Genomic DNA, 21,386 nt, shown 5'->3' on the forward strand with positions numbered 1-21,386 from the left:
CAGCGCTTACGCCACACGCTCCTGCGCTGCGCGGTTGCGCACGTCCGCCAGCCTGCGCGGCGCGCAACGCGCAAGCCTTGCACGCAGCCATGCACACAACTGCGCGAAGCGCCATGCGTGCAGCAGCACCAGAGGCTCGACCTCGCAGCGCACCTCGAAGCGCACCCCCTCCCGCCATCCACTAATGCGCGCCCGCTCGCCGGGCGCGAGCGGCAGCGCTTCACCCGGTTCGAGCCAGTAGTCCTCGGCGTCACCCTCGACCGTCATCCAGACGCGGCCTTCGAGCGCCATCACCACGCCGCCCTGCCCCACGCGAATCGTGTGGCAGGCGTCACACTGCACCCACAGCGCGCACACGTCCGCGAAATCTCCGTCGATACCCACGCGGGTCCCTGCTCTCATTGCGCTCTCCCGTCATTCAAGATGCGCGCAGTGTCGCGCCTCAAGCGCCGCGGACGTTTCCGGCTGTGCTGAAACGTCAGTTGTATGCGGCCCGAAAATTGCAAAGGCAGCATGCTCGCCGCCGCTGGCCCGGCGGCCCGCTTCCCGTAGAATCTTCGTGAAGCCGTGCAATGAAAACGAACCAAACACGCGGCGCGCCGCATTGGAGAAACCGCTTGCCCGCGCATCCCGCCCCATCCGAAACCGTGACGCGGCGCATGACTATGCCTCACGCCTCGCCGCGCGCGCCCTTCGTCGCGCTGTCTGCCCCGCTGTACGCCCCGCTGTACGCCCTCTTCGCGCTCGTGTGCCTCGTGCTGGTCGCCGGCTGCGCGACGCGCCCGCCCGCCAGCGACTACCCGCGCGAGACGAGCGCGGCGCTGCCGGCCTCCGAAGCCAGCACCACGCCGCTCGGCGCCGCGCTCGCTGCGCCCGAAGCCGCGCACCCGGGCGAATCGGGCTTTCGCCTGCTCGCCACCGGCCCGGACTCGCTGCAGATGCGCATCGCGCTCGCGCGCGCGGCGACGAAAACGCTCGACATGCAGTACTACATCGCCAACGAGGACACCACCGGCAAGCTGCTGCTAGGCTCGGCGCTCTATGCGGCCGATCGCGGCGTGCGCGTGCGCATGCTGGTAGACGACCTGAATTTTCACGACATCGACCGCCTGATGGCCGCGCTCAACAGCCATCCGAACATGCAGATCCGTGTGTTCAATCCCTACGGCAGCACGAGCGAGTCGATGTACCTGCGCACGCGCAACTTCCTCTCGAACGTCGACCAGTTCACGCGGCGCATGCACAACAAGGCGACGATCGTCGACAACGAGATGGCGATCGTCGGCGGCCGCAATCTCGGCGACGAGTACTTCAACGCAAGCCCGACGCTCGACTTCCGCGACCTCGACGTGCTCACGGCCGGGCCGGTCGCGCAAAGCGTCTCGGCCAGCTTCGACGAGTACTGGAACAGTTCGATCTCGTACCCCTTGAAGGTGCTCAATCATCAGGAGTTCGACGCGCACGATCTCGACACCGCACGCGACGACCTGCGCAAGCACTGGCGCGAGAGCGCCGAGCCCTACAACGCCAAGCCGCTCAACGCCACGCCGCTTGCGCAGCAAGTCACGGGTAACACGCTCGGGCTCGTCTGGGCGAAATGGGAGTTTGTCGCCGACTCGCCCGGCAAGATCGCGGGCAGCGAGAAAGGCGAGTTGGGCGACGCCATGCGCTCGCTGCTCGAGCGCATCCATCAGGCGCAAAGCAGCGTGCTGGTGTTCTCGCCGTACTTCGTGCCGCACGATACGGGCGTGCAGGCCATCCGCGCACTCACTTCGCATGGCGTGCGCGTGGCGATCCTCACCAATTCGCTCGCCGCCACCGACGCCGTCGCGGTGCAGGCCGGCTACAGCCCTTACCGCGTGCCGCTGCTCGAGGCCGGCGCCGAGCTCTACGAGTTCAAGCCGCAGCAGCCAGAGCACACCGACCAGCGGCGCTTCGGCGTGGCCGGTTCGCGCTCGCGCGCGAGCCTGCACGCCAAGGCTTACGTGATCGACGACAGCACGCTCGTAATCGGCTCGCTCAATCTCGATCCGCGCTCGGCGCGCCTGAACACCGAGCTTGCGCTCGCCGTGGAGAGTCCACCGATCGCGCACGAAGTCACCGATCTGTTCAAGCGTGCGACCTCGCCACAGGTGAGTTACCACGTGATGCTCGCGACGCCCGCGCAACTGGCGCAGCTCCAGGGCACGCCGGTCAACTCGCGGCTCGTCTGGACCGACGAGGAGAACGGCATGATCCGCACCTACAACCTCGACCCTGGTGCGGGTTTCTACAGAAATGTCCTAACCGGGCTATTCTTGCTGTTGCCGGTCGATAGCCAGCTGTGAAGCGCCTGCGCCCACGACGTCGCTATCGGCCGCGCAAAACGTAGATCGCTTAATTTGCGTCGTATCGTCCGCCGTCGAGCCAGCCGCGAAGCCGTCTTCATCGCAATGCGCGTCGCGCCTTCGCAGCGGCCGCGCATGCGAGCAGCGCAGCGCCGCCACAGCCCAGCCACCACGCGGATCCGAACCCGTCACGAAAGCGGCGTCCTCGCACGCATTCCAAACAGCGCGAGCAGAAGGCGCCGCCTCAATCACCGGAGTATCAAATGACCGCAAGCAACGAAAACGTCCGCATGGAGCGCGACACGTTCGGCGAGATCGCCGTGCCCGCCGAGCAGCTTTGGGGCGCGCAAACGCAGCGATCGCTGCAGAACTTTCGCATCTCCACCGAAAAGCAGTCGCCGGAGCTGATCACCGCGCTCGCGACGATCAAGCGCGCCGCCGCCGAAGTGAATCTCTCGCTGGGCGTGCTCGACGAGACCAAAGCGAAAGCAATCGTGCAGGCCGCCGACGAGATCATCGCGGGCAAGCATCCCGGCGAGTTCCCGCTCGCCGTGTGGCAAACGGGCTCCGGCACGCAGTCCAACATGAACCTCAACGAGGTGATTGCGAACCGCGCGAGCGAGATTCTGGGCGGCGAGCGCGGCGAGGCGCGCAAGGTGCATCCAAACGACGACGTCAACCGCGGGCAGTCCTCCAACGACGTGTTCCCGACCGCGATGCACGTGGCTGCCGCCTACGGCATCGTCAAGCATTTGCTGCCGGCCCTTAAGACGCTGCGCGACACGCTCGACACCAAGGCAAAGGCCTTTGCCGACATCGTGAAGATCGGCCGCACGCACCTGCAGGACGCCACGCCGCTCACGCTGGGCCAGGAGTTCTCGGGCTATGTCGCGCAACTCGATCACGGCATCAAGCACGTGGAATCTTCGTTGCCGCATCTCTACGAACTCGCGCAAGGCGGCACGGCCGTGGGCACCGGCCTGAACGCGCATCCACAGTTCGCGCAGAAGGTGGCGGAAAGCATCGCGAAGCTCACGGGCGTGCCCTTCGTCACCGCACCCAACAAGTTCGAAGTGATGGCCGCCGCCGACGCGCTCGTGTTCGCGCACGGGGCGCTTAAGACCGTCGCCGCGAGCCTCATGAAGATCGCCAACGACATTCGCTGGCTTGCAAGCGGCCCGCGCTGCGGTTTGGGCGAATTGTCGATTCCCGAGAACGAGCCGGGCAGCTCGATCATGCCGGGCAAAGTGAACCCTACGCAGTCCGAAGCAGTGACGATGCTCTGTTGTCAGGTATTCGGCAACGACGTGGCCGTGAACATGGGCGGCGCGAGCGGCAACTTCGAACTGAACGTGTTCCGCCCGATGATCGCGCACAACGTGCTGCAGTCCATCCGCATGCTCGCGGACGGCGCGCTCAGCTTCAACGATCACTGCGCGGTGGGAATCGAACCCAACCGTTCGCGCATCGACACGCTGCTCAACGAGTCGCTCATGCTCGTGACTGCGCTCAATCCGCACATCGGCTATGACAAGGCCGCGCAGATCGCCAAGAAGGCGCACAAGGAAGGCACCACGCTCAAAGCCGCCGCACTCGCGCTCGGCCACGTGACCGAACAGCAGTTCGACGAGTGGGTGAAGCCCGGTGAGATGGTGGGCGACGCGAAGAAATAAGCCCTATTTGGAGGGCTGAAATGCACGACGGGCGGCGAGGTTCATACCTTCGCCGCCCGTTTCTTCATGCCGCCGCGATGGCGCGCATGCGTATCAAATCTGCCCTTTCGCCACTTCCTCGGGCTTGAGTTCGACGATCGCGTCGAGCGCTTCCTTCACGTCGAGCGCGTATTTTGCGAGGCGCTTCTGCTCGTCCGTTTCCGGCACGTACGTCGGCACGGGAATCGGGTTGCCGTTTTCGTCGACGGCCACGAACACGATCAGGCAGTCCGTGGTGAGGCGCAGTTGGCCGCTCTTCGGGTCGCCAGCGTGCACGGTGATGTGGATGTGCATGGACGTACGGCCTGTGGCGACCACGCGCGCGCGCAACTCGACCATGTTGCCGACGAGAATCGGCCGGCGAAAGCGGATGTTGCCCACGCTCACCGTCACGCAATAACGGCCGGACCAGACCGCGGCGCACGCATACGCCGTCTCGTCGATCCATTTCATCAGCGCACCGCCGTGCACTTTGCCGCCGAAATTCACCGAAGTCGGCTCGGCGAGGAACCGGAACGTCGTTTCCGAACGGTCCAGCGGCTGGGTAGGCGTCTTCATCTCGGCTTGGCTCATGGCGATTACCGCGTACGGCGGCTCGTATTGTGGGGTTTGGAGGCGTCGATTATACGAGTGCAATAAGGCAGACAGTCGCAGCCGCTTGCGAAACGCCATCTGCGATTGATTTAGCTCGCCGCGAATCGCGCCCGGTAATCGAGTGGCAGCACGCCATAGCACCGCTCGAACGCACGCCGCAGATTCTGCTCGGTGCCGAAGCCGCAATCGGCCGCAATACGCTTGAGCGGCCGGCGCGACTGCGCGAGCGCGTGCGCGGCGGCCTCCACACGCATCGCCGCGACCGTGCGCGCAGGCGTGCGCCCCACCGCATCGACATAGCGGCGCGCAAAGGTACGTGGGCTCATGCGCGCTTCTTCGGCCAGACGCTCGACGCTCAGCTCGCCGTGCAGGTTGGCGGCCATCCAGCCGTGCAGCGCGTCGAACTCCCCGCCCGCGGTAACTTGCGCCGCGAGCGCCTCGCTGAACTGCGACTGGCCGCCGGGCCGCTTCATGAAAACGACGAGGCGGCGCGCCGCCTGCATCGCGACCGCATGGCCGCAGTCCTCCTCGATCAGCGCGAGCGCGAGATCAATGCCCGCCGTCACGCCCGCCGACGTCCAGACCACACGGCCGTCGCGCTCGTCGCGGATGAAGATCGGCTCGGGATCGACTTCGACGCGGGGAAAACGCCGCGCGAGCTCGGACGCGTTGCGCCAGTGCGTGGCGGCGCGGCGCCCGTTGAGCAGACCCGCCGCGGCGAGATAGAACGCGCCCGTGCAGACCGACGCGACGCGGCGCGCGTGCGGCGCGGCCGCCGCGATCCAGGCGACGAGTTCGGATTGCAGCGCGGTCGTGTCGTCGATGGGGACGCCGGGCACGATCAGCGTGTCGATCGTGGCGGGGTCGAGCGTGTCGAGCCGCTCGGAGACGATGGGCATGCCCGCGAAGGTCGGCAGCACGCCGCCCGCGACCGAGGCGAGCGTCGTGCGGTAGGCGCAAGGCTCAGCGCTGCTTGTACTGTCACTCGTACCGCTTGCTACGCGCATCGCCAGCTCGGCGCGCCAGAATGCCTCGACGGGGCCACAGGCGTCTAGCAGCACGAGTTCGGGCGCGACGGCGAAGACGACGTGGCGTGCAGCGGCGGGGGAAGATGGCTGAGACGGCATGGCGGCAAACTCGATACTGACAAACTGTCCGCATCTTCGCATGTGCGCAGTTGGCAGTCAGGTCAAAGTGACGTCAAATCCTGCCACGCAGTCTATTGCAACGTCAGGATGGCGCCTCGCCGCTCACTTATGGAACGTGACGCCTTCGTCGATCGTGCCGTACATCGTGATGCCGCTCGCGCTGCTCGACGACGGCGTGGAACCGCCTGCACAGGCGGCGCACAAGGCGGCGAGCGCGGCGGCGGCGGCGAAAAGAGCCAGGAAGCGTTTCATAAAGGGCAAGCCGTTTGCGTGAATAAACGATTTTAGCGCGGCGCCCCTACGCGCCGCAGTACGTACCGCGGCACGCGCGACGCGGCCCACAATCGAGCGGCTGCAATCGACACTTCATGACAGACTGAAACGTCGAATGCGCCGTTTCGCTAAAGTAGCGGTGTGGGCGAAATCCGCCGCCATCGCAAGCCACGAAGGAGCCGCCATGAACTTCCCCGCCACCGACGAATCGAGCCACTTCCCGGGCCTCGCGCGCGTTGCCGCGCTGCTCGCCGATCCCGGCCGCGCCGCCATGCTGTGGGCGCTCATGGACGGCAGCGCGCGGCCCGCGGGCGAGCTCACGATGATCGCGGGCCTCTCGCCTTCGGCGGCGAGCGGCCACCTCGCGCGCCTGACCGACGGCGGCCTGCTGGCGCTCGACGTGCGCGGCCGCCACCGGTACTACCGGATCGCCAACCCGGAGATCGCGGCGGCGATCGAGGCGCTCATGAACGTCGCGCATGTGTCCAACGCCGTCACCTCGCAACGCCCGACGCCCCGCCCCGCGCGTACCGTGCCGCTGGAGATGCGCCATGCGCGCACCTGTTACGACCACATGGCAGGCGAAGTGGCCGTGCAGGTGTTCGAGCGCCTCGTGGAAGGCGGCCTGCTGGTGCGCGACGGCGACACGCTCGAAGCCACGCCCGAAGGCGCGGCGCGTCTCGCGGCCTGGGGCGTGGACGTCGCCGCGCTGCGCGCACGGCGGCGACGCTTCGCCTGCACGTGTCTCGACTGGAGCGAGCGCAGGCCGCACCTGGGCGGCGCGCTCGGCGCGGCGCTGCTCGATTCGTGGACGCACGGCGGCTGGATCGAGCGCGCGAGCCGCCCGCGCGTGCTGCGCATCACACCCAAAGGTCAGCATGAGTTCGATGCGCTCCTCGCCTCGCAAAACGCTACGCGAGTGGGCCAAATTAGCTGACAAATACCCGACAAAATCGCCGATTTCCCGCGTAAAAGCTCGCGTTGCGCCTGCGGTCACACGTTCTGTTACATCTCGTGCATAAGCCTTAACAAATCCATGAGCATGGAAACAAGCCGGCCAGATACAGTGCCCTGCATGGGATGGCAATCCGCGCTACAGCACCAAGGCGCCAGAGCCCATCGACAGGAGAACAAAGATGACGACGCGCACACCTACGATCACCCAGTTTCGGCGCACGTCCCGCCGCACGCTGTTTGCACTCGCCGCGCTCGCGGCGCTGAACCTCGCCGCCGCGCCCGCGGTCTTCGCGCAGGAAGCGCCGCCCGATGCCGCGGCCGCCCCCGCCGCCACGGGCGGCGATCCGCCCAGCCGCGTTGCGCGCCTCGACTACATGGCTGGCGCAGTGACCACCGAGCCGGCCGGCGCGAGCGACTGGTCGTACGCGCAGCTCAACCGGCCGCTCACGACCGGCGACCAGCTCTGGAACGACGCCAACGGGCGCTCGGAGTTGCACATCGGATCGACGGCGGTGCGCCTCGGTGCACAGACGAGCCTCGACGTCCTCAACCTCGACGATCAAACCGCGCAGCTCAAAGTGGCACAAGGCACGCTCACGACGCGTGTGCGCGAGGTCCCGCCCGGCTCCTCGTATGAAATCGACACGCCGAACCTCGCACTCGGCGTGACGAGCCCTGGCGACTATCGCGTGGATGTGGCGCCCGACGGCAGCACCACGACCGTCACCGTGCGCAGCGGCAGCGTGACCGTGTACGGCGAAAACGGTCAGACGCCGATGACGGCCGGTCAGCAGATCCGCTTCGGCGGCACCGATCTGCAGCAGGTGGCAAGCGACGCAGCGCCGCCGCCGGACGCCTTCGACCAGTGGGCCCTCGCACGCGACGCCGCCGAAGAGCGCTCGGTCTCGGCGCGCTATGTCTCGCGTGACGTCCCAGGCTACCAGGACCTCGACAACAACGGCACGTGGCGCAGCGATCCGCAGTACGGCGAAGTCTGGACACCGAACTCGGTGCCCGCTGGCTGGGCGCCGTATCACGACGGCCACTGGGTGTGGCAGGCGCCGTGGGGCTGGACCTGGGTCGATGACGCGCCATGGGGCTTCGCGCCTTACCACTACGGGCGCTGGGCGTACGTCGACGATTCGTGGGCTTGGGTGCCCGGCCCCATGGTCGAGAGCGCGCCGCCCGTCTATGCGCCGGCGCTGGTGGCGTTCGTGGGCGGCGGAGATGGCGGCGCGGACTGGGGTGTCAACCTCGCCGTGGGCGGCGTCGCGGCCGCGGGCGTCGCGTGGTTCGCGCTCGGGCCGGGCGAGCCGTGGCATCCGCATTGGGGCGGCTGGAGTCCGAATTACTACGAGCGCGTGAACCACAGCGTCGTCATCAACAATTACCGGCATGACGTCAACATCACGAATATCAACGTTCACAACAACACCTATGTGAACTATCGCGCGCCGGGCGCGGTGACGGCCGTGCCGGCCACGGCGTTCGTCCACGGTCAGCCGGTCTCACGCTTCGCGCAGCATGTCGATCCGCAGCAATGGCGCAATGCGCGCATCAACCCGGGTACGCCCGGCATCGCGCCGGTGAAGGGCAGCTTCGGGCCCAACATGCGCCGCGCCGACTACCGGCCGCCCGCGACGCTCAACCAGCGCCAGGTCGTGGCCACGCGCGCGCCGGTCGCGCCGCCTGCGTTCCACGACAACCTCGCGCAACGCTTCGCCCACGCTGGCGGCACGGTGCCGGGCGCGGGTGCGCCGGTGGTGCGCGTCTCAGCCCCGGCGCGTGCGCCCTCCTCGCCGTTCGCTCCGGCTTCGCATGGCGCGTGGCCCGCACAGAACGTGCGCGTCGTGCCGCCGCATTCTCCCGTGCTCGGCGCGGCCGGCAGGCAGGCTGCGCCGCAGGCGCAAGCAGGCCGTCCGGGCATGCCTGGCGGCGCCCCCCAACCGGGCGCCGCGGTCGCCAACGCCATGCCGCGTGGCCCCGAGCACGGCCAACCAGGCGTGCCGCCCACTGCCGCGCAAGAACACGGCGTGCCGCGGCCGCCGCAGTTTGCCGGCCGTCCGCAAGGCGGTGCGCCCGCAGCCGGTCAGCCGGGTCCGGGCACAATGAACGCGGCAAATGCGCCAAACGCGGCGCGCGGCGAAGCGCATCAGCCAGCATGGACGCAGCCGCACGCGCCGATGGCCACGCGTGGCCAGCCGGGCGGCAACGAGGCGGGCAGGCCGCCCGCCGTCGCGATGCAGCAGCAGCGTGACGCGGCACGTGGCCAGCCACAGGCGCAAGCCCAGCAACGCATGCCCGAGCCCGCCGCGGCACAGCACGCGCCGCAAGCCGAGGCGCGGCCGCAGCAACAGCCCGAGGCGCGCCCCGAGTTCCATCCGCAGGCGCAAGCCCAGCCGCAGCCACAACAGCGTGCCGAGGTCCGTGCGCAGCCGCAGCCCCAGCCGCGTCAGGAGTTCCGCCCGCAGCCGCAAGCCCAGCCGCAGCCGCAACAGCGTGCTGAGGTCCGTGCGCAGCCTCAGCCCCAGCCGCGTCAGGAGTTCCACCCGCAGCCGCAACCGCAACCGCAGCAGCGCGCCGAAGCCCGCCCGCAGCCGCAACCCCAGCCGCAGCAGCACGCCGAAGCCCGCCCGCAACCGCAGCCCCAACCGCGTGCGCAACCGCAGCCCGCTCCACATCCGCAAGAGCGCGCAAGCGGCAACAATCACGACGATCACCACCACGGCTGATCGCCGCGCCACTCACGAAAAAGCCCGCGAACGGCGACGTTCGCGGGCTTTTTCATGGCGCAGTCATACCGCCGCTACCATCAATGCAAGCGCCTCACACCGCCATCGGCGCAGTGAGCGGTTCGTGATGCCGGTAGTCCACGAGCGAGAAGTCGGACGGCTCGACCTTTTCGAGCCACTCCGGCTCATAGACGCCCGTCTTCGCGTACTCGGGCACGCGCTCGGAGATGGCCAGACGCGGGCTCGCATATGGCTGCCGACGCAACTGCTCGTTCAGCATATCGAGTTGATTCTCGTAAATGTGCGCGTCGCCGATGAAGTACGTGAACCAGCGCGGCGTATAACCCGTCAGCCTGCCCACGAGGTGCAGCAGCACCGCGCCTTCGGTCAGGTTGAACGGCGTGCCGAGGCCCACGTCGTTGCTGCGGATATAGAGGCACAACGAGATTTCGCGCTTCGTCGGGTTCGGCAGGAACTGATAGAGCAGATGGCAAGCCGGCAGCGCGATCTCTTCGAGGACTGCCGGATTCCAGCCATGAAACAATATTCGACGGTCGGTCGGATTACTCATGATCGTGTCGAGGCATTGGCGCAGCTGGTCAACCGCCTTGTAGAGCAGCACCTTGGAGCGGCCATCCTCAGTAAATTCTGCGACGCGCGCGTAGCCGCGCGATTGCGCGTCGGCGAGCTGCGCGGCAGCGTGGGCGTCGAGCACCTTGTAAGCCGGCCAGCGCCGCCATTGCACGCCGTACACGTCGCCCAGGTCGTCCGTGCCTTCGCGGTACGGATTGGCGAGCCACTGAGCGTTCTCGTTCGCGTTGGCGTCCCAGACCTTGCAGCCCAGCGCGCGAAAATCAGCAGCGCTGCGCGAGGCGCGCAAAAATCCGATCAGCTCGCCCACCGCCGACTTGAACGCCAGCTTCTTCGTCGTCACCGCCGGGAAGCCCTCCTGCAAGTCGAAGCGCAGCATGGCGCCCGGCTGGCTGATCGTGCGAATGCCGGTGCGGTTTTCCTGCCAGGTGCCGGTGTCGAGAATCGAGCGGACGAGCTCGAGATACTGTTTCATGCGCGGTTCCCTCGTCGGGCACGTGGCGCCCGGTTCGGATTCAGGATGGAAAAGGAGGATTTTACCCGGCGCGCGCGTCCCGGGTCGGCCGCGCCGAAAGCGCGAGCCCATCACGAAACAGGGACAAGGGCGAAACGCCCGCAGGACGGGGCTACGCTGAGCCCAAGGAAATGCTCGCGGCGCGACAAGTCGCAGCGAGGTGAAACGGCGTGAGAATGACCCAGCAAAAGCGACGGCGCGCGGTCAGTGCACGGAGCACGAAAGCGCCGGCCGCTTCAACGCAACCTCAAACAACCCCACCGCGCCTCAACCGCCCGAAGCCAGGCCGCCCGGATGCGGCGCGAGCGGCTCGCTTTCCATGTGGCGCATGCCGTGCGCACACAAGAGCCGGTAAAGGGTCACGCGCGAAATGCCAAGTTCCTGGGCGGCGTCGCCAAGACGGCCGCGGTGGCGCAGCAGCGCGAGCTCGATGGCCTGACGCTCGGCGGCTTCGCGCGCCTGGGCGAGCGAGACCGGCACCACCTCGACGTAGTCGCCGAGTTCGAGATCGCGCGCCGTGATCGCACGGCCCTCCGACATCACAATGGCGCGCCGCACGCGGTTGATCAGCTCGCGCACGTTGCCGGGCCAGCTGTAGTTGTGCAGCGCCGCGATGGCGTCGGGCGAAAAGCCACGCAGGCGCCGGCTGCCGTCCTTCTTGAAGCGCTCGAGCATGTGCCGCGCGAGCAGCTCGATGTCCCTGCCGCGCGCGCGCAGCGGCGGCTCGTCGATCTGCAGCACGCACAGGCGGTGATACAAGTCCTGGCGGAAGCGCCCTTCCACCATCGCCGCACGCATGTCAACGTGGGTGGCGGAGATGATGCGCACGTCCACGGGAATCGTCTGATGGCCGCCCAGGCGCTCGATCTTGCCTTCCTGCAGGAAGCGCAGCAGGCTCGCCTGGCTTTCCATGGGCAGGTCGCCAATTTCGTCGAGGAAAAGCGTGCCCCCGTTGGCCGATTCGACCCGCCCGATCTTGCGCTGGCTCGCGCCCGTGAACGCGCCGCGCTCGTAGCCGAACAGCTCGGACTGCAGCAGGTGGGGGGGAATGGCGCCGCAGTTGATCGGCACGAACGGCGCGCTACGGCGCGCCGAGCGCTCGTGGATCGCCACCGCTGTGAGTTCCTTGCCCGTGCCCGACTCGCCCGAGATGAACACCGGCGCATCGGTCAGTGCGACCTTGCGGATCGAGCGGAACAACGCCAGCATCGCCTCGCACGAGCCGACCATTTCGCCTTCGGTGCCGCCCGTGGTGTCGTTCGATGCGACTTCGCCGAGCGAAACCATGCCATACGCATGGCCGACGGAATCGACGATGCGGTCGCCGTTCCAGGGGACCGTTACGTAATCGAAACAGTAATCGCGCACCAGACGGCGCAGCGTTGCGTCCTGCAGTTGCCCCGTCGTGGTTGCCGCCACCCAGCCGACGTTGGGCAGCGTAAGACACGGCTCGAACGAGCCGATTTCATGCAGATGAAATTCGCTTGATAGATCGAGCAGGCCCCCCGCCGGCATACCTGCGCGAAGCGCCCGCCGCGCGTCCCGTGCGTTGCCGACGATCTCCACCTCCCAGCCACGCTCGTGGAACCGCTCGTTCAACGCTTCGACCGGTTTTCGCGTCACGTACACCAATTGCCGCGTTGCAGGTTCCATTATTCAGATCCTCTTGCCAACACCATCGTTTGGGAATGACGGCACGCACCTGAATGTACAGACACGCAGCAAAAAGCGACAGTCGCGTACCTGAAAAAAACAGTGAACGCGCATGCTTTTGCTGACAGTGAATCCCCGAGTTGTGGCGTGTGTGTCAACTTGCCCAGTTGTGGGCTTTTTCTTTTAGGCATTACGGCTTTTTCTGAAGCTTACTATAGCCTCGTGGCACTTGGATAGAATTTATGCAATAGGAATGGATAAGGGACCGATGGAAATGTTTCCACCCTTTTCGGGCATTTTGTCAGTGCAGAAATAATTACGGATGTTTCCATTCTCTGAATAGCTAAGCGCCTGGCGCGCAAACGTTCTCCTTTGAAACCGTATGGCATTCCAAACGGGTTTAAACGGCCTCACGTTTCAGCACTGAAACATTTTGGCGAATATCCGCCATTCAAAATTTGCAGAAAATAGTGCGGTTCGAAGCGCATCAATGGATTGCGGGCGATGGCACACGTTTCGCTAAATGTCTCAGACCAGGAGATACGCCATGCGACTCAACATCCAGCAGGTCCGGCGCAGTGTCATTGGCTACGGCAGCGCATGCGCCGCCATGCTTGTTCCCGCCGCCCTCCTCGTCCTCTCGCCCGCTGCTCGCGCAGAGGCACTGGACGATGCGCCTGCCGCGCCAAACACGGTTGTCAGCGTCGCGAACGCCGCCCCGGATGTCGTTCCTGCAACACCTGCGGCACTCGTTCCCGCCGCGCTCGTCGTGAGCGCGCCGGCCAGCGACACCGGCACGGACTCGGCCAGCGCCACGGCCGCCAGCGCGCAGGCGCCGGCCGACCCTGTCGCCTCTGGCAACGACGGCGTCTTCGCGGGCATCGGCTCGCTCGACGATCAGACGCTCTCGCGCCAGCGCGGCGGCGCTGTCGGAATGGTGATGGTGGCCGCCACGCCGCAACTGATGCGCGGCAACAACAACGTGACGCTCTGGGACGAAATCGCGCCGCCTGCACCGCTGCCGATCCCCGTCGACGCCACACAGAACGCGCAGGGCAACATCGCGAGCTACACGAGAAAGTAATGATGAGATAGCACCCGTGCCGCATGCGGCGCGGTGTCCGGTTCGCTGCGACATGCGCGAAGCCAGGACAAATGGACCGGACAAAGCGCCAATTCGCCGACCCGGTCCAGGAGGAGACCCGAATGAGAGCACGCAACTCGACGCGCGGCGCAAGCCGCCGCTCGGTCCTGGTTCTCGCCGCCCTGTGCGGCGCCTTGACCGCAAGCGTCACGGCGGGCGTGGCCGCCCAGCAGGTCACGAACCCCGGCGACGTCATCGTCGAACGCGACATCACGCCGCGCAGCGCCTTCGACAACGTGCCGAAGAGCCAGGACCCGGTCCTCGTACGCGCCACGACCTTTCCCAAGAACAGCTTCGACCCCGCGATGGCGACGCTCGTCACCGACACGGATCTCACCAACGCGCACGGCTCGAGCGGCGTGAACGCGAACGGAGCATTGAGCGCGCAGACCGCCGGCGTCCAGGCACTCACGCGCATTCTCACGGGCAGCGCGACCGGCGCGAACGTGGCGGCCGGACCCGGCGCGAGCGCCGGCGTCGGCGCAGGCCTCGGCGGCACGATTTCCTCGACGATCACAGGCGCGCTCGCCCCACTCTCGGGCGCCATGGGAGGCATGAAATGAGCCGTTCGATCCAGACGTCACGTACGTTGCGCTCGGCGCTGCCCAGCGCGCTCGCCTGCGCCGCCGCGCTCGCATTCGCAAGCGCCGCGCAAGCCCAGGTGAGCGTCGGCGCGACGGCGAGCATCGCCCCGAGCGCCGCGACTTCGACGACAGGCGCGCTCACGGTGAACGAAACAGCGGGTGTCGACAACGCGCAGGCCAACCAGCTGACGATCACGACCGGCAACGTGTCGATTAACGTGAACGGCGACGAACAGCTCGCCAGCGTCACGGCGCGGCTCAAAGGCGCGAGCGCGATCATCGGTGCAGGAGCTTTTGCAAACACGAACGGCGCAATGATGGTGAATCAGTCGGCGGGCGTGGGCAATGTCCAGCGCAACACTGCTCTCATCAGCAGCGGTGCGATTGGTGTGGTGGCTGTCTCGGATGGGGAACTGTCCGCGGCGGCTGCCAGGAACGGCAGTCAGGGTCAAATGGTCCAGGCAGGGGGTATTCGTGAGGTACGCATCGACAATGCGGCATTCAGGAATGCGACGGGCCTCGTGCAGGTGAACCAGACAGCCGGCGCCGGTAACGCTACGGCAAACAGTTTTGTGCTCCGTCCCCCGGCGGGCACTCTTTTTTAACTGACCACTCAGTATCGGAGCGAAATCATGAAGCGCACCCTCATAGCAGCGGCAGTTCTCGCGTCGGCGGCCGGCTCCGCTTACGCGGTTCCATCGAACATGGCGTATCTGTTCAACGCCACGGGCGTATCCGAAGGCGTCGGCATCGCAGGCTTTGTCACGCTGTTCGGCTGCGTCTCGGTTTCGAGCACCGCCGGCGCGGTCATCAACAACAACCAGACTACCGGCGGCGGCACGCTTCTTCCGCAGGCGCAGAGCTATGTGAGCGGCAAGGTCACGACGACATTCAACAACACCACCTGGAGCGTGACGGGAACGGGCAACAACACGTTCTCGAAGTCCTCGAGCTCGAGCGAGTCGAGCAGCTCGTCCTCGTCGAGCAGCTCGTCGCACTCGCATGACGTCAATGCGTCGACCACGAAGAGCTCGTCGAGCAACTCGAGCTTCGGCAAGACCTTCAACGCAAGCGCGAGTGCCGACTATCACGTTGCGACCGACAATGGCAGCACGCACGACCACACGACCGCCAGCACCTTTAGCGACACGGGCAGCGCGGCACTTGGCACGAGCTACAGCAGCGTAGGCAACAACACGTCCACGAAGTCGCAAAGCGGCAATGGCAGCCTTACGGCCAACGCGTCGTGGTCGCACAGCGGCAACTTCAAGAACGGCTCGGCTGGCGTGAACCTCAGTGGTTCGGAAAGCACGTCGCACACGAAGACGAACTCGCATAACAACAGCGACACGACGAACGTCGGCGCGGCGTGGGACGTGAACAACAGCAAGAACACGAGCAACAGCTCAACCACCGCCAATACGGCTCATGCCGACGGAACGGCCAGCGCCGCGCTTTCGGCAAGCGTGAACGGTACGAGCGAAAAGTCGAAGAACTCATCGAGCATGTACGCCCATACGTACAGCACGTCGAGCTCCAGCTCGGATTCGCATAGCCATTCGTCGTCGCGCAGCTCGAGCTCGAGCAATAGCTGGGGCTATAACGTCAACGACACGCTCAACACGGTCGACGAGCACACCACCGGCTCGATCACGCAGCACTACAACACGCAGGCAGCGGGCACGCTCGACGCCAACACCGGCAACGGCGCAGCAACCGGCGTGACGGGCAACCTTGGCGTGAACATCGCGGAAGGCATCAACAACGCGCAAAGCAACGACGTCGCGCTCGCTTCCGTCGACATGGGCAACGTCTTCGGCAACGCGCAGATCTTCAACACGCAAGCGTCCAGCGGTAGCGCCCACGTGAAGAACTTCAATCTGAACGCGTCCGTTGGCGACGGCTCGCTCGCTAACGTTTCTGGCAACGTTGGCGTGAACGTCGCATCCGGCATTGGCAATGCACAGAACAACAGCCTCGCCGGCTCGGTGACGACGGCGACGCCGGGCGCCTACTCGACGGTCGCGATGGTCGCGACGGACAACAACATGCAGAACGCCAACATGACGGCAACCGGCCAGTTCCAGGGTACGGCCAGCCTCGGCGCCAATACGCTCACCGGCGCGCAAGGCAACATCGGCGTGAACATTGCCGGCGGCATCGGCAACCTGCAGCACAACGGCATGGCCATTGCAGCGATGAACAACGGCCACTAAGCACGGCTGGCAGCACCGCAGGAACTGGGCTCGTCCCAGGCAGTAACGCAGTAGGCAACGCGCGCCGGCTGTCCCACCGCAGCCGGCGCGCAAACCAGAAGGTAGGAGACCACCATGTCCGGGCCCGTATCGACCCCGGCGTCAAGGATGTTTGTGCTCGCGCTGACGCTCACTGCCAGCGCGGCCCTTGTGCCTGTGCACGCGCAGTCGACAATCGACGTGACCCATCTCGTGGGCGTACCGGTGAAGCTTCCGGTTCACTCGATGCGGGACCTGCGCTATCGCAGCATCGTCAGCCAGCAGTATGACTACAGCTGCGGCGCCGCCGCACTCGCCACGCTGCTCAAGTACGGTTACGGCATCGACATCCCCGAACCGGAGCTGATCCGCCAGATGATGGTGTTCTCCACACCCGAGGTGGTCGTCAAGAATGGCTTCTCCATGCTCGACATGAAGAAGTACGTCGAGACGATCGGCTTGCGCGGCCGCGGTTTTCGCGTCAACACCGACGCGCTCTACCACCTGCAGATTCCCGTGCTGGTGCTCATGAACATCGAAGGCTATGAGCACTTCGTGATCGTCAAGCACGCCGAGAACGGCCGCATCTTCATTGCGGACCCCGCGCTCGGCAACCGTATCGTCGCCGAAGACGACTTTGCCAGGACATGGAACGGCCTGGTCTTCGCGGTGCTCGGCAAACCGTTCCTGGAGGACTCTCCGCTGTTGCAGAACAACGAGTCGCTCGCGCTCAAGCTGCGTGAAAACGCACTGCTCAATGGCACGGCCGCGACTCCCTTCTTCGAATACGGCCTCGATAAGGCCGTCATGTTCTGAAGTCCTAAGAATCATGAAACGCAACCTCTCACAGTGTGGCATCGCGGCAGCCGTCTCCGCGCTCGCCTGCGCTTTTTCGAGCGGTGCGCTAGCGGCCGAAAGCATCGGTGACTCGCAGCCGGTGCCGACGTTTCTCTCGAACGCCAACGGGCAAGCGCAGGGTATCCGCTGCGAAGTCGTCGGCGACGACGTGCTCGCGCATCAGACCGGCAAATACGCCGGCAGCGACATGATTTCCGGGTTCGTTCTGAACCTGCTTTCTCAATGGCAATTGCCAAACGGCGCGACCGCAGTCGCGCAAGGCGCACTCGCGGTCGCACAAAACGCGGCCAATCAGGTGAGCGCGCAGGTGAAGACGTATGCAACCGTGGTCGACCCGACGCAGGGCGGGACCACGGTCGCGAACAGCGGCGCCAACCGGAACGCGACGGCTACCGGCGGCCAGAACGTCTCGGTCAACGGCGTCTCGCAGATCACCCAGGTGGCCGGCAACGGCAATACGGGCGCCAATGCAGCAACCATCTCCTACGACAACAACAACGCGCCGCAACTCGCCAATCTGCCAGGCGCCACCAACCAGTCGAGCGCGTCCGCCTCGAACGCGAGCGGCAGCATCAGATCGGGCATCTCGTTCGGCAGTAACGGCGTCAATGTGACGCTGCAGACGCCAGCGGGCATCGCCACGCAAAACATCGTGCCGGGCAACGCGCAACAGGCCGGCGCGATCGCACAGCTACTCCAGGTCGCAGGCAATAACCAGCAGGTCGCCAACCAGTTGCAACTGAGTCTGCAGACGCAGCAGATGACGTCGCAAATGATCCGGCAGACCGGCGTATTACAGGCGCTGCGAAATCTCCATTAACCGAGGGCTCATCACGAGGCGTGTCACCAAGGAGACCACCACGCGGGCAAGGATCCGCGCGAGAAGCAGGACTTTGAAGGAGGAGCATCGACGTGCGCGGGCGTGGGACCAGGGGGTTCCAGTTGGCGCCCGCATTCGATCCCGGGGGAAGAAGAATGAAGATGATGTCAAGGACGGCCGCGCCGCACGTGGCGCTCGCCGCCATACCGGCAGCCGTTTTGTTGTTCGCGCTCTCGCAGTGCGCCCAGGCGCAGGCGCTTCAAAGCCAGTCGATCGAAGACCGGCTGAATACGCTCATGCGCGTTGTGGATGAGCAGCAGCGGCAGATCCAGTCACTCGAGCGCCAGGTGACGAACCTCGAAATGGCGCAACGCGGCCGAGGCATGCCGGGCGCAGGCGCGCCCGACGCCGCCTCGGACGCAACGGTCGCGGAACAGCCGGGCGCCGACGGTCTTCCTGTGCCCCTCCCGCCGCTTGCCCAGGCGCTGCCGGGTGCGACGGCACCCGGTGCGCTCACCGGCACGGCCACGGGCGTGCCGGTGAACCCGCCCTCGCCCGACGCCGGAGCGACCAACGGCGCGACCGGCACCTCGGCCGCGAGCGGTCCGCAGCAGGGCGCGCCGGTTGGCGTGAACCCCAACGGCAGCCCAACGGTCGGCGAGACGCAGAAGAACGCCGAGCCCTCCCGCACGCAAGCCGAAGAAGCGGTCGTGCAGCGCGAGCACGCGCCGCTCTTCGACCACAAGCTGACCCTGGACTGGGGTATCAGCGACAGCTACTACGATCGCCGCCAACTGCAGCTCTCGGGCTTTCTCGCGCTCGACGCGATCTTCCTCGGCAACATCAATCTGGGGCAGACCAAGTCGCACCAGATCACCGCCGACCTGGATACGCGCTACGGCCTCACCGACCGCATGAGCGTGGATGTGGACGTGCCCTACGTCTACCGCCACAGCACGTTCATCGTGGGCGGCGCGGGCGGCTCGGCCAGCACGCTCACGGATGCTTCGGTCAATTCGAACGCGATCGGCGACGTGAACTTCGGGATCTACTACCAGTTCCTGAAGGAAACCAACAGCATTCCGGACGTGGTCGGCAGCCTGCGCGTGAAGACGGCGACCGGCACGTCCCCGTTCGGCATCAAGGTGCAGCAGATCACGCCCGACAACACCAATCTCGTCGCGCCCAGCAAGCTGCCCACGGGCACGGGCTTCTGGAACGTGACGGCCGGTCTCTCCGTGCTGAAGACCTACGACCCGGTGGTGCTGTTCGGCAGCCTCTCGTACACGTACAACATTTCGCGCTCGTTCGCCGACATCTCCTCGGTGATCGGGCAGACCGAGCCCGCCGAAGTGAAGCTCGGCGACATCATCCAGTTCGGCGGCGGCGTTGCGCTCGCCTTCTCGGACAAGGATTCGGCGAGCATTTCGTACACCATGGCAATCGAACCGCAGTCGAAGACGAAGTCGCCGGGCGGCAGCTGGACCGGCGTGCCGGGCAGCGAAACCACCGCCTCGGTGCTCAACTTCGGCCTGAATCACGTGGTCAACAAGCACTTGACGATCAACGGCGCGGTATCCGTCGGGCTCACGCCCGATGCACCGAACTTCGTCGTCGGCGTGCGTTTCCCCTATACCTTCTGACGTCATGAGGCCGATCGTGCGCGAATCCTCACATCTGGGCGCCACTGTGACACCGCTCGCCGGAGCCGGTCAGCGTCTCGCCGTGACCGGACCGCCGCTTGCGGGCGTTGCACCCGACGCCGGCGGCGCGCGCGATGCGAAGTCCGATGCCGGTTTCGAGCGCACATTGCTGTACGTCGCACGTACGCCCGACCCGCTGCTCAGCGCGTACCTGAAGAGCCGCGGCTGGGAAATCGCGACAGCGCGTACGGTGCATGAGGCGTCGCGCCTCGTGAAGCCGGAGGCGGCCTATGCCGGCATCGTCGATCTCACGGGCTTCGCGCCGCGCGAGTTCGCGGGCCTCGAGACGATCCTGCGGCTGCAGCAGGTCGGCTGGATCGCGCTCACCGACGACTCGCGCCTCACCGACGCCGAAGTGCGGCGTCTGATCCGCCACTACTGCTTCGACTACGTGCACGTGCCGGTCGCCCACGCGACGCTCGACTACCTCGTGGGCCATGCGTTCGGCATGGTGTCGCTGTGCGATCTCGACGCGCCGGGCGCCGCCGCCGAGAGCGAGGACGAAGACGAGATGGTCGGCACGTGCGACGCGATGCAGCAGCTCTTTCGCACGATCCGCAAGGTGGCCAACACCGACGCCTCGGTGTTCATCTCGGGCGAATCGGGCACTGGCAAGGAACTCACCGCGCTCGCGATCCACGAGCGCTCCGCGCGGCGCAAGGCGACGTTCGTGCCGATCAACTGCGGCGCGATCCCGCATCATCTTCTGCAATCCGAACTGTTCGGCTATGAGCGCGGCGCGTTTACGGGCGCGAACCAGCGCAAGATCGGGCGCGTCGAATCGGCCAACGGCGGCACGCTCTTTCTCGACGAAATCGGCGACTTGCCGCTGGAAAGCCAGGCAAGCCTGCTGCGCTTCCTGCAGGAAGGCAAGATCGAACGTCTGGGCGGCCACGAGCAGATTCCCGTGGACGTGCGCATCATCTCCGCTACGCACGTCGATCTCGAAGCGGCGATGCGCGACGGACGCTTTCGCGCCGATCTCTTTCACCGCCTGTGTGTGCTGCGCGTGGACGAGCCGCCGCTGCGCGCACGCGGCAAGGACATCGAAATTCTCGCGCACCACGTGCTGCGCAAGTTCAAACAGGACAGCGCGCGCCGCATACGCGGCTTCACGCCCGACGCCATCGAGGCGCTGTACAACTACAACTGGCCGGGCAACGTGCGCGAGCTGATCAATCGCGTGCGGCGCGCGATCGTCATGGCCGAAGGCAAGCTGATCTCGGCGGAGGATCTCGATCTCGCGCACTTCACCGCGCAGCAGACGGTCACGCTCGCGCAGGCGCGCGAGGCCGCCGAGCAGCGCGCAATCGAGGCGGCGCTGCTGCGGCACCGGCACCGGCTCACGGAAGCCGCTGCCGACCTCGGCATCTCGCGCGTGACGCTCTACCGGCTAATGGGTACGCACGGGCTGCGCGACGAAAAAACGTTCTTTGACGGCGAAGCGGAGAACCAGCCGGCATTGCCGCCTGACGTGCAGGGATGAAATGCACAATGCGGCTCGATACGGCACGAGTAAGCGCGCCGGGCCGCCCGGCGCGC

Annotated in this window: 18 protein-coding genes; 12 read left to right on the forward strand and 6 right to left on the reverse strand. The window is 66.1% G+C overall.

Going from position 1 to position 21,386, the window contains the following annotated elements; translation table 11 throughout:
* Nucleotides 1–6: 6 nt before the first annotated feature.
* Nucleotides 7–402 carry a DUF2917 domain-containing protein gene (locus L0U83_RS09800; protein WP_233882334.1) on the reverse strand — a complete coding sequence of 132 codons (396 nt, stop codon included), beginning with the start codon at nt 400–402 and terminating at the stop codon, nt 7–9.
* 263 nt (nt 403–665) lie between these two features.
* Between L0U83_RS09800 and L0U83_RS09805 the strand changes: the two genes are divergently transcribed.
* Nucleotides 666–2,327, forward strand: coding sequence for a phospholipase D family protein (locus L0U83_RS09805; protein ID WP_373321047.1), 1,662 nt, complete (start codon nt 666–668; stop codon nt 2,325–2,327).
* 263 nt (nt 2,328–2,590) lie between these two features.
* Nucleotides 2,591–4,000 carry a class II fumarate hydratase gene (gene fumC / locus L0U83_RS09810; protein WP_233882336.1) on the forward strand — a complete coding sequence of 470 codons (1,410 nt, stop codon included), beginning with the start codon at nt 2,591–2,593 and terminating at the stop codon, nt 3,998–4,000.
* A gap of 93 nt (nt 4,001–4,093) precedes the next feature.
* Here the strand turns inward: fumC and L0U83_RS09815 are convergent, their stop codons facing one another.
* The 3 genes from L0U83_RS09815 to L0U83_RS09825 all read right to left on the reverse strand — a co-directional run bounded on the left by L0U83_RS09815 (nt 4,094) and on the right by L0U83_RS09825 (nt 6,033).
* Nucleotides 4,094–4,597 (reverse strand): acyl-CoA thioesterase, encoded by a 504-nt coding sequence (locus L0U83_RS09815; protein ID WP_201698256.1) that lies wholly within the window; start codon nt 4,595–4,597, stop codon nt 4,094–4,096.
* A 125-nt stretch (nt 4,598–4,722) separates the two neighbouring features.
* Nucleotides 4,723–5,760 (reverse strand): GlxA family transcriptional regulator, encoded by a 1,038-nt coding sequence (locus tag L0U83_RS09820; RefSeq protein ID WP_233882337.1) that lies wholly within the window; start codon nt 5,758–5,760, stop codon nt 4,723–4,725.
* A 123-nt stretch (nt 5,761–5,883) separates the two neighbouring features.
* Nucleotides 5,884–6,033 carry a hypothetical protein gene (locus tag L0U83_RS09825; RefSeq protein WP_233882338.1) on the reverse strand — a complete coding sequence of 50 codons (150 nt, stop codon included), beginning with the start codon at nt 6,031–6,033 and terminating at the stop codon, nt 5,884–5,886.
* 205 nt (nt 6,034–6,238) lie between these two features.
* Here L0U83_RS09825 and L0U83_RS09830 point away from each other — a divergent pair, with 205 nt between their 5' ends.
* Together L0U83_RS09830 and L0U83_RS09835 are read left to right on the forward strand one after the other, a co-directional pair.
* Nucleotides 6,239–6,991, forward strand: a complete 753-nt coding sequence (locus L0U83_RS09830; protein WP_233882339.1) for an ArsR/SmtB family transcription factor — start codon at nt 6,239–6,241, stop codon at nt 6,989–6,991.
* Nucleotides 6,992–7,190: 199 nt separating this feature from the next.
* Nucleotides 7,191–9,743: a DUF6600 domain-containing protein gene (locus tag L0U83_RS09835; protein ID WP_233882340.1), complete on the forward strand. Its 2,553-nt coding sequence runs from the start codon at nt 7,191–7,193 to the stop codon at nt 9,741–9,743.
* 94 nt (nt 9,744–9,837) lie between these two features.
* On the opposite strand, the gene L0U83_RS09840 is transcribed toward L0U83_RS09835, so the two are convergent.
* Together L0U83_RS09840 and L0U83_RS09845 are read right to left on the reverse strand one after the other, a co-directional pair.
* On the reverse strand, nt 9,838–10,809 hold the full coding sequence (locus tag L0U83_RS09840) for a thymidylate synthase (protein WP_233882341.1): 972 nt from the start codon (nt 10,807–10,809) through the stop codon (nt 9,838–9,840).
* 306 nt (nt 10,810–11,115) lie between these two features.
* Nucleotides 11,116–12,501: a sigma-54 dependent transcriptional regulator gene (locus tag L0U83_RS09845; protein WP_233882342.1), complete on the reverse strand. Its 1,386-nt coding sequence runs from the start codon at nt 12,499–12,501 to the stop codon at nt 11,116–11,118.
* Nucleotides 12,502–13,048: 547 nt separating this feature from the next.
* Between L0U83_RS09845 and L0U83_RS09850 the strand changes: the two genes are divergently transcribed.
* The 8 genes from L0U83_RS09850 (at nt 13,049) to L0U83_RS09885 (ending at nt 21,330) form a co-directional block, all read left to right on the forward strand.
* A complete protein-coding gene (locus L0U83_RS09850) occupies nt 13,049–13,585 on the forward strand; it encodes a hypothetical protein (RefSeq protein ID WP_233882343.1) in 537 nt (178 codons plus the stop codon).
* A 122-nt stretch (nt 13,586–13,707) separates the two neighbouring features.
* Nucleotides 13,708–14,208 carry a FapA family amyloid fibril periplasmic chaperone gene (locus tag L0U83_RS09855; RefSeq protein WP_233882344.1) on the forward strand — a complete coding sequence of 167 codons (501 nt, stop codon included), beginning with the start codon at nt 13,708–13,710 and terminating at the stop codon, nt 14,206–14,208.
* Nucleotides 14,205–14,834: a FapB/FapC family functional amyloid domain-containing protein gene (locus L0U83_RS09860; protein WP_233882345.1), complete on the forward strand. Its 630-nt coding sequence runs from the start codon at nt 14,205–14,207 to the stop codon at nt 14,832–14,834. Before L0U83_RS09855 ends, L0U83_RS09860 begins: the two co-directional genes overlap by 4 nt.
* A gap of 27 nt (nt 14,835–14,861) precedes the next feature.
* Nucleotides 14,862–16,445 (forward strand): FapB/FapC family functional amyloid domain-containing protein, encoded by a 1,584-nt coding sequence (locus L0U83_RS09865; RefSeq protein WP_233882346.1) that lies wholly within the window; start codon nt 14,862–14,864, stop codon nt 16,443–16,445.
* A gap of 147 nt (nt 16,446–16,592) precedes the next feature.
* Entirely contained in the window at nt 16,593–17,279 is a 687-nt protein-coding gene (locus tag L0U83_RS09870; protein ID WP_233883839.1) for a C39 family peptidase, read from the forward strand.
* 13 nt (nt 17,280–17,292) lie between these two features.
* On the forward strand, nt 17,293–18,141 hold the full coding sequence (locus L0U83_RS09875) for a peptidase C39 (RefSeq protein WP_233882347.1): 849 nt from the start codon (nt 17,293–17,295) through the stop codon (nt 18,139–18,141).
* Between the two features lie 164 nt (nt 18,142–18,305).
* Complete coding sequence (locus tag L0U83_RS09880; RefSeq protein ID WP_373321048.1) at nt 18,306–19,784, forward strand: hypothetical protein; 1,479 nt, start codon at nt 18,306–18,308, stop codon at nt 19,782–19,784.
* A gap of 16 nt (nt 19,785–19,800) precedes the next feature.
* Complete coding sequence (locus tag L0U83_RS09885) at nt 19,801–21,330, forward strand: sigma-54-dependent transcriptional regulator (RefSeq protein WP_233882349.1); 1,530 nt, start codon at nt 19,801–19,803, stop codon at nt 21,328–21,330.
* The last annotated feature ends 56 nt before the right edge of the window (nt 21,331–21,386 follow it).

It is taken from the genome of Paraburkholderia flagellata (assembly GCF_021390645.1).
Taxonomy (GTDB): domain Bacteria; phylum Pseudomonadota; class Gammaproteobacteria; order Burkholderiales; family Burkholderiaceae; genus Paraburkholderia; species Paraburkholderia flagellata.

Coding starts and splice junctions, on each gene's coding strand:
- L0U83_RS09845 (WP_233882342.1), bottom strand. CDS start 12,501: ATGGAACCTGCAACGCGGCAATTGGTGTACGTGACGCGAAAACCGGTC.
- L0U83_RS09870 (WP_233883839.1), top strand. CDS start 16,593: ATGTTTGTGCTCGCGCTGACGCTCACTGCCAGCGCGGCCCTTGTGCCT.
- L0U83_RS09820 (WP_233882337.1), bottom strand. CDS start 5,760: ATGCCGTCTCAGCCATCTTCCCCCGCCGCTGCACGCCACGTCGTCTTC.
- L0U83_RS09815 (WP_201698256.1), bottom strand. CDS start 4,597: ATGAAGACGCCTACCCAGCCGCTGGACCGTTCGGAAACGACGTTCCGG.
- L0U83_RS09860 (WP_233882345.1), top strand. CDS start 14,205: ATGAGCCGTTCGATCCAGACGTCACGTACGTTGCGCTCGGCGCTGCCC.
- L0U83_RS09865 (WP_233882346.1), top strand. CDS start 14,862: ATGAAGCGCACCCTCATAGCAGCGGCAGTTCTCGCGTCGGCGGCCGGC.
- L0U83_RS09825 (WP_233882338.1), bottom strand. CDS start 6,033: ATGAAACGCTTCCTGGCTCTTTTCGCCGCCGCCGCCGCGCTCGCCGCC.
- L0U83_RS09835 (WP_233882340.1), top strand. CDS start 7,191: ATGACGACGCGCACACCTACGATCACCCAGTTTCGGCGCACGTCCCGC.
- L0U83_RS09840 (WP_233882341.1), bottom strand. CDS start 10,809: ATGAAACAGTATCTCGAGCTCGTCCGCTCGATTCTCGACACCGGCACC.
- L0U83_RS09830 (WP_233882339.1), top strand. CDS start 6,239: ATGAACTTCCCCGCCACCGACGAATCGAGCCACTTCCCGGGCCTCGCG.
- L0U83_RS09850 (WP_233882343.1), top strand. CDS start 13,049: ATGCGACTCAACATCCAGCAGGTCCGGCGCAGTGTCATTGGCTACGGC.
- L0U83_RS09800 (WP_233882334.1), bottom strand. CDS start 402: ATGAGAGCAGGGACCCGCGTGGGTATCGACGGAGATTTCGCGGACGTG.
- L0U83_RS09880 (WP_373321048.1), top strand. CDS start 18,306: ATGTCAAGGACGGCCGCGCCGCACGTGGCGCTCGCCGCCATACCGGCA.
- L0U83_RS09805 (WP_373321047.1), top strand. CDS start 666: ATGCCTCACGCCTCGCCGCGCGCGCCCTTCGTCGCGCTGTCTGCCCCG.
- fumC (WP_233882336.1), top strand. CDS start 2,591: ATGACCGCAAGCAACGAAAACGTCCGCATGGAGCGCGACACGTTCGGC.
- L0U83_RS09855 (WP_233882344.1), top strand. CDS start 13,708: ATGAGAGCACGCAACTCGACGCGCGGCGCAAGCCGCCGCTCGGTCCTG.
- L0U83_RS09875 (WP_233882347.1), top strand. CDS start 17,293: ATGAAACGCAACCTCTCACAGTGTGGCATCGCGGCAGCCGTCTCCGCG.